Annotated in this window: 12 protein-coding genes; 6 read left to right on the top strand and 6 right to left on the bottom strand. The window is 40.7% G+C overall.

Annotated features, from left to right (window positions below):
- The 4 genes from Aru01_RS02525 to Aru01_RS02510 all read right to left on the bottom strand — a co-directional run.
- Window positions 1-497 (bottom strand): biotin/lipoyl-containing protein (locus Aru01_RS02525; RefSeq protein WP_042111117.1); only part of this gene is annotated, 497 nt, incomplete at its 3' end.
- A gap of 2 nt (window positions 498-499) precedes the next feature.
- Entirely contained in the window at window positions 500-859 is a 360-nt protein-coding gene (locus Aru01_RS02520) for a DUF3325 domain-containing protein (RefSeq protein ID WP_016656030.1), read from the bottom strand.
- A complete protein-coding gene (locus tag Aru01_RS02515) occupies window positions 856-2,547 on the bottom strand; it encodes a PepSY-associated TM helix domain-containing protein (protein ID WP_016656029.1) in 1,692 nt (563 codons plus the stop codon). The genes Aru01_RS02520 and Aru01_RS02515 overlap by 4 nt, the downstream gene beginning before the upstream one ends.
- Window positions 2,544-2,855: a hypothetical protein gene (locus Aru01_RS02510; RefSeq protein ID WP_016656028.1), complete on the bottom strand. Its 312-nt coding sequence runs from the start codon at window positions 2,853-2,855 to the stop codon at window positions 2,544-2,546. The genes Aru01_RS02515 and Aru01_RS02510 overlap by 4 nt, the downstream gene beginning before the upstream one ends.
- 234 nt (window positions 2,856-3,089) lie before the next feature.
- On the opposite strand from Aru01_RS02510, the gene Aru01_RS02505 reads away from it, so the two are divergent.
- The 5 genes from Aru01_RS02505 to Aru01_RS02490 all read left to right on the top strand — a co-directional run bounded on the left by Aru01_RS02505 (window position 3,090) and on the right by Aru01_RS02490 (window position 8,362).
- Window positions 3,090-3,599, top strand: a complete 510-nt coding sequence (locus tag Aru01_RS02505; protein ID WP_016656027.1) for a sigma-70 family RNA polymerase sigma factor — start codon at window positions 3,090-3,092, stop codon at window positions 3,597-3,599.
- 27 nt (window positions 3,600-3,626) lie between these two features.
- Window positions 3,627-4,592 (top strand): FecR domain-containing protein, encoded by a 966-nt coding sequence (locus Aru01_RS02500; protein ID WP_016656026.1) that lies wholly within the window; start codon window positions 3,627-3,629, stop codon window positions 4,590-4,592.
- Window positions 4,593-4,671: 79 nt separating this feature from the next.
- Entirely contained in the window at window positions 4,672-7,185 is a 2,514-nt protein-coding gene (locus tag Aru01_RS02495) for a TonB-dependent siderophore receptor (RefSeq protein WP_016656025.1), read from the top strand.
- 179 nt (window positions 7,186-7,364) lie between these two features.
- Window positions 7,365-7,529 carry a hypothetical protein gene (locus Aru01_RS18440; protein WP_016656024.1) on the top strand — a complete coding sequence of 55 codons (165 nt, stop codon included), beginning with the start codon at window positions 7,365-7,367 and terminating at the stop codon, window positions 7,527-7,529.
- 167 nt (window positions 7,530-7,696) lie between these two features.
- Window positions 7,697-8,362, top strand: a complete 666-nt coding sequence (locus tag Aru01_RS02490; RefSeq protein ID WP_016656023.1) for an epoxyqueuosine reductase QueH — start codon at window positions 7,697-7,699, stop codon at window positions 8,360-8,362.
- Between the two features lie 100 nt (window positions 8,363-8,462).
- Here Aru01_RS02490 and Aru01_RS18590 read toward each other — a convergent pair whose 3' ends face one another.
- A complete protein-coding gene (locus Aru01_RS18590) occupies window positions 8,463-8,591 on the bottom strand; it encodes a hypothetical protein (RefSeq protein ID WP_016656022.1) in 129 nt (42 codons plus the stop codon).
- A 40-nt stretch (window positions 8,592-8,631) separates the two neighbouring features.
- The gene (locus Aru01_RS18585) at window positions 8,632-8,763 is read right to left on the bottom strand and encodes a hypothetical protein (protein WP_255209862.1); all 132 of its coding nucleotides are present in this window, start codon (window positions 8,761-8,763) and stop codon (window positions 8,632-8,634) included.
- A gap of 210 nt (window positions 8,764-8,973) precedes the next feature.
- On the opposite strand from Aru01_RS18585, the gene Aru01_RS02480 reads away from it, so the two are divergent.
- Window positions 8,974-9,906 (top strand): IS5 family transposase, encoded by a 933-nt coding sequence (locus Aru01_RS02480; RefSeq protein WP_016656021.1) that lies wholly within the window; start codon window positions 8,974-8,976, stop codon window positions 9,904-9,906.
- Window positions 9,907-9,959 lie beyond the last annotated feature (53 nt).

Here is a 9,959-nt window from a genome sequence, read left to right as displayed (position 1 = left end):
AAACTTTGCTGTTGTTCGACTTGTTGCTTAGCAATCGAGTCCTGCTTAAACAGTAGCTCAAAACGTGCCAATTCACTTTGCGCATGCGAACGCTGTGCCTCTGTTTGTTGTAAAGTTCCAATGGCCTGTTGCAGCGTCATCTGTAAAGGCGCAGGATCTATTTGGGCTAACAGCTGCCCTTTTTTAACCTCTTGTCCTTCTTGTACATAGATCTGTTGCAATACGCCAGAAACTTGACTTTGTACATTGACTTGATTGGCTGGGATCACTGTTCCCATCGCCTTCAGTTCAATATTTAAATCTTGCTGTACAGCACTAATTACTCGCACAGGTACAGGTTTAGCCCATTGACTATAGCGCTGTTCAGCAACTTGATTTTTTTTCCAATACATCCATGCAGCTAAAGCTACCACACACAATAGGATGAAAATAATCCACCATTTTGCACGGCCACTTTTGTGCTTTTTCTGCGACGGAAGTTGTAACTCATGTTGCATATTTATACCCACCCCATCAGATCGACTGCACATACCAAGACAGTACAGACTGACCATACTGAGGCCAAATGCAGGCTATAACGGGGATAATAGCTCTGCACAAAAACTAATAGACCAACAGCAAAAGTTAAAATCCCACACCAAGCTGCAAAACCAATGGCTGCCCCCCATACATAGAGACACAGACCCAAACCAAACACTAATCCGATATAACCTAGACAACGTAAAATCAGATTTTTTTGTGAACTAAAACTTTGTTGAAACACTAACTTGGCATTTCGATCCATCGCCAAGTTGAGTGCGAGCATTCCCAAATAAATACAGCTAAATGCCGCCAAAACAGGAACCCAGACAAAACTCATGATGACTCTCCTTGTTGTTTTGATTGCGGCTCATCCGTTTTTACATTGGATGCTGTTTTTGCTTTTTTCTTGACTGGTGCTTTTAAAATTGCATTGCGTTTACGCCATACGGCATATGCAGCCCATGCCAAAAGACTCCCGAATAAAATAAAACCAAAATCAACACTGGCTAGGGCATAATCGCCATGCAGGACTGTCGCCAACAAATGGCGTTCTGTGGTGAAGGCATTTAAAACAGGCAGCAGTAAATAAGCCGCAGCGGCCAAGCAAAGTAACTCAAACCACGCGCGTGCAATCGGCCTACAGTAGGCATAAATTAAACACAACGCTAAAGTCATATATAAACTATGCACTTCCCATGCGGCGCGATCAGCCCAAGTTGCAGAGATTAAACGGTTCGCCCAAAAATACACGGCGATTGCCAAGGGCAAACCTGCAATCATGGCGATATTTAGATGTTCAACTAAGTTATGACCAAAAGACATTTTTCCTGCTTTAATCTGCTTAGGTCTGCGCTTGACTGTCCAAAGCACTAAACCTGTGGCGATCATCGCTGTCCCTAATAAACCACTTAAGACATAAAGCCAGCGCACAACAGGTGAAGCAAAACTCCCTTCATGCAATCCCAATAAACTGCGTCCAAAAACTAAAGCACCAGGATCTGTATTGATGGTGTTGTCACTGATTTTTTTACCCGTGGATAGATCAAAATGCATCGCAGTACGTTTACGTTGCACACTATCTGACTCATTTTTATAAAATTCAACACGGGCAGGATTTTCCCCTTGCGCAGCATAAATATTTAGACTTGAGACACCCGATGTGCCCCATTGCTGCTGTGCTTGTGCTAATAAGGGAGCAACATCAACTGCATAGCGCATGCTGTACTGCATGTTATGTTGTTCACCCCTAGCACTACCACCACGACTAAAACTTTCTTTATAGAGTTCATTAAAATAACGATCTTGGTCTTCTTCACTTTGACCGTAAACAATCGGCACTGTATAAGGCATATAAGCATTTAAGAAGAAGATCAAGCCACTATAAGTGATCATGATGTAAAACGGTAAAGCGATCACACTGAGTACATTATGGACATCTAACCAAGAGCGCTGCCCCTTGGCGGGTCTGAAGGTAAAGAAGTCTTTAAAGATCTTTTTATGGGTAATGACGCCTGTGATAATGGCTGCAAACATCAACATGGTACATACGCCCACGATTCGAATCGCAATATCGTAAGGAATATAGTGCAAAGCATAATGCATACGATAGAGGGTGCGACCACCTGCTGTATCACGTGGCTCCACTTGGGCTGTCGCCTGACCGGTGACTGGGTCAAGATAACGTGTTTCGGTTGGACCAAAGCGTTTACCCTCTGGGGTAGGCATTGACCAACTGACTTGTAATTGTTCTGAGCCACGATCTTTTGAGAGGAAATCAACACGCCAACGCACCGCTTCTAGCGCGTCTGGGCTATGTGATAAAAACTGATTGGCCTGATTAAACTGTTCTTGCTGTGAAGGAATCACTTGAGTACGTAAAGGCAGTTCGGGTTGCATCCAGCGCGTGAGTTCAAGTTGGATATAACCTGCCGTTCCTGTTAAGAAAACAAAGAATAAAATCCAGCCAACAACCAAACCAGTCCATGTATGTAGCCAAGCCATACACTGGCGGAAACCCTCTTTCATGCAGTACCCCACTGTTTTAATCCATAGACCACTGCACTTAAAGCAACCACAAGAATGCCGCTCAACAACACCGTATGGCGTGTCTTTTTAATGGTAAAAATTGCAATAATAAATATTAACCACAGCACAAAACTCAGTAGCATCCCACTATATGTCGCCACAGCTTGTTGACTTGTGAAGATTAAACCGATAACAGCAGCCGCTAAATTTACGATCGCAAAACCCACAATACTGGCCAATACAACACGGCAAAGGACTTGTAGCCGATAGAGAAGATTTTCGTTTAAATTGAGATTTTCCAGCTTCATGAATACCGTTCACCATGCATTTCGCCATTATTTGCGCAGACTTTTACCCAAGTTTTAATCTGCCTACATCTTCTAAGACGGATGAAATTAAAAAAAAGCTCATCCATTTGTCGGGGTATTGTAAACATTTTTATTGTTTTTGCTAATCATTCTCATTACTATTAGCATTAGTTAAGGTACAGCAATACTTTCCCAGTAAATATTTTTAGTATTTATTGGCCAAAAGGCCTCATTATGGATGCACAGCTCGAAAAAAAACTTTGGTTTAATGATGTTTATCAAACACACCAAAGCATATTACTCTCATGGTTTAAGCATAAACTTCAGCACCACCACCAATCTGAAGACTTAAGTCAAGAAGTGTTTTATCGTGCTTTAAAGAGTCAATACAGTTTTCTCGATATTAAAGAGCCTCAAGCGTGGTTAATGGGCATTGCTAAACACGTGATCATTGATCATTGGCGCCATCAGCATGTAGAGCGGTTGTACTTAGAAGCATTGAGCCAAATGCCTGAACAATATGCTCCTTCTGCTGAACATGAGGTGTGTATTCGAGAGACTTTGTATCAAGTACAACTGGTTTTAGAGCGTATTCCGACTCGCGCTGCTCAAGTCTTTTTAATGTCTCAGCTTGACGGACGGAACTACCGCAGTATTGCAGAGAATTTACAAATCTCTGAAGCAACCGTCAAACGTGATATGAAACTGGCTTTTTTAGCCTGTATCCGTGTTTATCATCAATAACACCACTCTCCCTTGATCACAGCACACATGCCAAAACCCCATACATTTTCTGAAGAAATCATCGATCAAGCTTGTGATTGGTTAGTAATTTTACATTCAGGTGAAATGAGTGCGCTTGAACAAGAGCAGTATCAACAGTGGCTTGCTGCAGATCCTGAGCATGCGCAAGCGATTGCTCAGTTTAGTCAATTGAGCCAAGGTCTTGCCCAGCTTCCACAGCATCTAGATGGTGAACACATGCTCAAAACGCATGACCAGTTAGATCATAAACTTAAACAATATTGTCTTTATGGTTTCATGGCCTTAATGACAACAGCAGGACTGCTTTATCAACTCCCTTGGGCAATCTGGCAAGCTGATCAACGTAGTGTGGTTGGTGAAATCAAACAATTACAACTTGAAGATGGCACAACACTTACGCTGGCCAGCAATAGTTCTATTAATATCCATTATGACCAAAGTCAACGACAAATTGAGCTATTACAAGGTGAAATTTATATTACGACTGGAAAAGACCGACAACATCGCCCCTTCATGGTCAAAACACGTGAGGGGCAAATTGAGGCTTTAGGTACACAATTTAATGTGCGCCAACAAGAGAATACTGCTCAAGTTCAGGTCTATCAGCATGCTGTTGCAATCTATCCCAAAGTCCTCACTCAGCGTTACATTATTGAGCAAGGTCAGACTACGCAGTTTAATGCTCGACATGTTGCAGAAATAGCAAGTCTCAATCATGAACGTCCTTATTGGACACAGCACATGCTTTTAGTCGAAAAACGCCCACTCTCAGAAGTGATTGCTGAATTATACCGTTATCGCAGTGGTCAGTATCTATTGGCTGATGAACTCAAAGATATCCCTGTCTCAGGTGTATTTTCACTCAAAAACATTCAACAAAGCCTAGATGCCATCGCCTATACACATCATTTGCAGTTGAAGACTTATGGGCCGTATCTATTGCATATCACTGCTGAAAAATCCCGCAATTAATGATTTAAAAACACAAAAAATGAGCTGATTTTACTGCTCAACCGACGAGTAAATTAAACACCAATGTGGATCTGTTTATATGCAACCTCTCTGGGCCCATCGAAGATTAAGTCTGGCTATGCGCGCTGTCACCTTGACCTTATGCACTTCAGCAACATGTCTAGTCAGCACAGTGTATGCAGCGACGACACAGCAAATTCATATTCAACAAATTAGTCTAGATCAGGCGATTCAGCAACTGGCCTTGCAAACTCAAGTGAGTATTAGCTATGACCCTACGTTATTAGCACGCTTTTTTAGTCGCGGAATAAGAGGAAGTTTTACAATAGATCAGGCGCTGAATCGTTTACTCGCACCTCACTCACTCGAAGCCATAAAACTCAGCAGTGGTGGTTATAGCATTCAAATCAAGGCTAAAACAACAGCACATCATGCAGACTTGCAGCAAGAAAGTGCAGAAGAAACAACTCCAAGCATCACAGACAATAACACTGAACACAAACTTATTCAGCTCCCCACGATCACACTCAATGCATCAAAAAATCCTAATTTATCCACTGAGGGTAATGATGCTTACACCCCTAGTGCGACATCTGCATCAACAGGACTTGTACTCAGCTTAAAACATACCCCACAATCAGTAAGTGTCATTACTCATCAGCAAATACAAGACCAAAACCTTAGCCAATTAAGTGAAGTTATTACACAAACTGCCGGGCTGAGTGTCAGTCAGGCTGGTAATATTGGCAGTGATAACTCACCCTTTTACGCACGTGGCCAACAGATAGATAACTATCTACTTGATGGCATTAAACTGCTCAGTTCATACGCCAGTATTTTTCAAAGCCAAGACACTGCACTTTATGATCGTTTTGAAATTGTTCGAGGGGCTACAGGCCTAATGACCGGTTCAGGGGCAGCAAGTGCCAGTATCAACATGGTGCGTAAAAAACCGCTGGAAAATTTCAAAGCATCAGCTAAGGCAGCAGTGAGTTCTTGGGAAAACTATCGTGCGGAGTCCGATATCTCTTCCCCACTTAACGATACTGGATCTTTACGAGGTCGTGCGATATTGGCCTATCAAGATTTGGACAGTTATATAGATCGTTATCACGAGAACCGTAAAGTAGCTTACTTCGTAGTTGAATCAGACCTTGGCGACCATGGTAAAGCAAGTCTCGGCCTAAGTTATCAAGATATTGATATAGATGGTATTGCACGCAGTGGCCTACCTTCATATGCTACAGATGGTCATTTAATCCCGTGGTCACGTTCGAGCTCTGCAGCTGCAGACTGGAGTTACTCTAAACGAAGTGCAACCGCGTTATTTACTGATCTTGAACATGCCCTCACTGATCGCTGGAAAATAAAAGCAATGAGTTCGCGCACGATCACGCATTCAAACGAACTTGTCGGCTATGCTTTTTCTGCTGATGGGATTGACCCGATTACAGGTCAAGGCGCCACAGTCTATACCACACGCTGGGAACACAAGCCCATACAAGACTTATTTAGTCTCAGTTTAACTGGCTCTTTTGACGCTTTTAATCTCGTTCATGACCTCATTATTGGCACCAGTTATAGTCGAAGTCACAGTAAACAACCTACTTATGCGAGTTGGAATAATAATATGCACTGGGAGGGTAAGCTTGACAATATTTTTCTCTGGGATGGTCTGGCTCCTGAACGACCTGAAACCCAAATCGATGGCTGGGATAATATTAAAGAGCAGAGTCAATCAATATTTGCAGCAACTCGTTTAAAGCTAACTGAGCAATTTAGCCTGATGTTGGGTGCTCGACTCGAAGACTGGCAACGCACTTTAAAAAGTGATCGCTACAAAGACAACAGTTTTAACATCACAAAGCAACAAGAAAAAAATAAGCTGATTCCCTATTTGGCGATCAGTTATGATTTTAACGATTTTTTAACCAGCTACATCAGTCACACACAGATCTTCTCTCCACAAAATGTCCAAACTGAATATGGCGATTATCTCGATGCTGTCATTGGAAAAAGTAGTGAAATCGGGATTAAAGCGGCTTTACTTGACAATCAACTCAACCTTGCAGCAGCTATATATCGCACAGATGAAGAAAACAAAGCGGTGATACTCGAAGACGTTCAAACTCCTAATGGCCGTCAGGCATATCATGCAGAAACAGCAAAAAGTGAAGGTTTTGAAATTGAAGCTGTGGGAAAGCTCAGCGATGCATGGCAAATCTCCACAAGTTTTACGCATAACCAATCAACTGATCAATATGGCCAGCGAATCAATACCAACATTGCTAAGAATATGGCCAAATTATTTAGTCGCTATACTCTACCTTATCTCAACAATGCACTTACACTTGGAATAGGCTTACGTTGGCAAAGTGAAATCTACGCTGACAATATGGGACCCAACAATACACGTTTTACTCAAGACAGTTATGCCCTAGTCGACTTGATGGCTAATTATAAAATTAGTGAGCAACTACGCGTTAACCTAAATGTGAATAACTTATTCAATGAGAAGTATTATTTAGCTGCGGGTAACAGTTATTTTGGTCCACCGAGTAACTTTCGATTGGCTTTGAAATACAGCTGGTAATCGTAAAAAATGCTGCTATTTATCTTATGTTATCGGATCTCAACCCACTCGTATAACTATAACAGATTAGTTTAGTCGGATTTATCTGTTATAGTTTTTTTCTTGTTTTTTGTATCTACATTTTCTATGTATAGCATCAGATAATGCCAAAATCAGCCATGTTATATAGAGCATTCATCATGAACAGCAACTCAGAAGACAACAAAAAACCAGCGAAATATGCAGATAGCTCAATCTCAGACAAGGCATTTAAACGTGCAATTCTCTGGTTTTGTATCTACTGCACGCTATTTATTATTGGTGTGATATTTATGGTAAACGCTGATGGTTTATCTATGGGTTAATCTCTCAGCAGCTTATTTTAGGTCAGCTATACTGTTGACCTCATATTTCTCAAATACAAACTGAATTTTAGTCAAGTTTAACTTAAAATTTTTCAGCTAAATCACTGACTTTCATTGATCATTTCAGCTTAAACTGTAGGGTCATATCGTATTGTTGTAGTAGCACCATGTCAAAACTTGAGCGACAAAAACTTTCCCTACCTTCTGGCCACGATAAACTGTTATTACATTCTTGTTGTGCACCTTGCTCTGGTGAGGTGATGGAAACGCTGATTGAGTCTGGTATTGACTACTCTATTTTTTTCTATAATCCCAATATTCATCCAGTCAAAGAATATCTTATCCGTAAAGAGGAAAATATCCGCTTTGCTGAAAAACACAATATTGAGTTTATAGATGCCGACTACGATACTGACAACTGGTTTGCCCGTGCTAAAGGTATGGAAAATGAACCTGAAAAAGGAATCCGCTGTACAATGTGTTTTGATATGCGTTTTGAACGTACAGCACTCTATGCCAGCGAACATGGTTTTAGTCTGATCAGCAGTTCATTGGGTATTTCACGTTGGAAAAATATGCAGCAAATTAATGACTGTGGTCATCGCGCTGCTGCTCATTATGACGGCATAGATTATTGGGATTACAACTGGCGTAAAAGTGGTGGCGCTGTTCGTATGCTCGAAATTAGCAAAAAAGAAGAATTCTACCAACAAGAATACTGTGGCTGTGTTTATTCACTGCGAGACACTAACCGCTGGCGCATGAAAAATGGCCGAGATCGTATTCAACTTGGTGTAAAATTTTATAGTAATGCAATGGATGATCAGGATTAATTTGAACATCATACTGATAGCTCACAATTAAATGAGTCTGCAAACAAATTCCTTAGGTCTGGATAGATACCTAAAAAACTTAGTGAGCTTTTTTGATCAACTATTGATATGAACTCAATAAACCCACATTGTTATATTCACTGCGCTGGATTAAGTCATTGACAAGGAAACGTTCAGTTTCACGGTAGATAGAGGTCATTACACTTAAAACCCACCATGTCCTGAACATTAAATGCGATCCCTTACACATGCCCAGATCTGTTTATGGCTCAGTTGACCAGCATAGCATCGTCATAGCCAAATATTGTTTTAATATGAGGTTGCTGTAGTTCGACCAATAAACCTTGTTCAGAATATTTAAACTGTTTTTCCTCACCTAAAAAATCTCGTTCCAGAATCAACTGCTTATACTGATTATATTGAAATTTATATTCAGCACTGTTTTGAATGAGATATATTTTTAAGTGGGTTTTTCCGGATGCTTACGCTTTCTATAATACCACTTCGGATTTTTTTTGAAATAATACTTTAGGGTCAGCCCTCTTTTAGGATCACATGGCTTTGTTGCACAAACCAATCATTACAGGCTTATTCAACACTATAATTCCTAAATGAAGAAGCCTACACCTAAAAAATATCGAACAACCAATTGGTCTACCTATAATCGAGCCTTAATCAATCGTGGAAATATTTTGATTTGGTTTGACCCTAAAACTCTATGGTATGCCCAGCCACAGGGTACACAAGGTCGAAATCAAACTTATTCTGATACAGCGATTCAATGCTGTTTGATGATCAAATCTCTATTTCGACTTTCTTTACGAATGGTTACAGGTTTTGTTCAAAGCCTGATTAGGTTATGTGGTTTAAGTTGGACAGCTCCAGACTACACAACCATTTGTCGAAGACAAAAGCACATCGATATTGCGATTAGTTATGAAAAAAGTCGTAAGGGATTGCATTTACTTGTTGACTCCACTGGATTAAAGTTTTTAGGTGAAGGCGAATGGAAACGTAAGAAACATCAGCCAGAATATCGTCGCCAATGGCGTAAACTACATATTGGTATTCATGCTGAAAAATTGCAAATACGGGCAGTCCAGTTGACTACAAACAATGTTAGTGATTCGCAGGTACTTGGAGATTTGCTTGATCAAATTCCACCTGATGAGCAGATTGATTTTGTTTATACGGATGGAGCCTATGACACAAAACGTTGTAGATGGGTTATTTCAGAGCGACAAGCACATGCAGTAATTCCTCCAAGAAAAAATGCAAAGCCTTGGAAAGATAAACAAGCGAGATATTTAGAACGGAATGAATTGTTGAAAACAGTCAAATGCATTGGAAGATCGATTTGGAAAAAATGGTCTGGGTATCATCGGCGTAGTTTGGTAGAAACCAAAATGCATTGCATCAAACTATTAGGGGATAAACTCAGTTCAAGGAACTTCGACAGCCAAGTGAATGAGATTCATGCACGTGTTGCAGTTCTTAATAAATTTACAGAATTAGGTCGTCCTCGTACCCGAGTTGTAACTTAAATTTGAGTAGTCCTAGGATAGCTTTAACTCATACATCTTTATGCAACAAAGCC

Origin of the sequence: Acinetobacter rudis (assembly GCF_000829675.1) — a bacterium.
Lineage (GTDB): Bacteria > Pseudomonadota > Gammaproteobacteria > Pseudomonadales > Moraxellaceae > Acinetobacter > Acinetobacter rudis.
This window is presented reverse-complemented; position numbering and strand designations above follow the sequence as displayed.

What these genes read in the sequence shown, in the direction of transcription:
- Aru01_RS02505 (WP_016656027.1), top strand. Translation starts at nt 3,090, where the DNA reads ATGGATGCACAGCTCGAAAAAAAACTTTGGTTTAATGATGTTTATCAA.
- Aru01_RS02490 (WP_016656023.1), top strand. Translation starts at nt 7,697, where the DNA reads ATGTCAAAACTTGAGCGACAAAAACTTTCCCTACCTTCTGGCCACGAT.
- Aru01_RS02520 (WP_016656030.1), bottom strand. Translation starts at nt 859, where the DNA reads ATGAGTTTTGTCTGGGTTCCTGTTTTGGCGGCATTTAGCTGTATTTAT.
- Aru01_RS02510 (WP_016656028.1), bottom strand. Translation starts at nt 2,855, where the DNA reads ATGAAGCTGGAAAATCTCAATTTAAACGAAAATCTTCTCTATCGGCTA.
- Aru01_RS18440 (WP_016656024.1), top strand. Translation starts at nt 7,365, where the DNA reads ATGAACAGCAACTCAGAAGACAACAAAAAACCAGCGAAATATGCAGAT.
- Aru01_RS02515 (WP_016656029.1), bottom strand. Translation starts at nt 2,547, where the DNA reads ATGAAAGAGGGTTTCCGCCAGTGTATGGCTTGGCTACATACATGGACT.
- Aru01_RS18590 (WP_016656022.1), bottom strand. Translation starts at nt 8,591, where the DNA reads ATGTTCAGGACATGGTGGGTTTTAAGTGTAATGACCTCTATCTACCGT.
- Aru01_RS02495 (WP_016656025.1), top strand. Translation starts at nt 4,672, where the DNA reads ATGCAACCTCTCTGGGCCCATCGAAGATTAAGTCTGGCTATGCGCGCT.
- Aru01_RS02480 (WP_016656021.1), top strand. Translation starts at nt 8,974, where the DNA reads ATGAAGAAGCCTACACCTAAAAAATATCGAACAACCAATTGGTCTACC.
- Aru01_RS02500 (WP_016656026.1), top strand. Translation starts at nt 3,627, where the DNA reads ATGCCAAAACCCCATACATTTTCTGAAGAAATCATCGATCAAGCTTGT.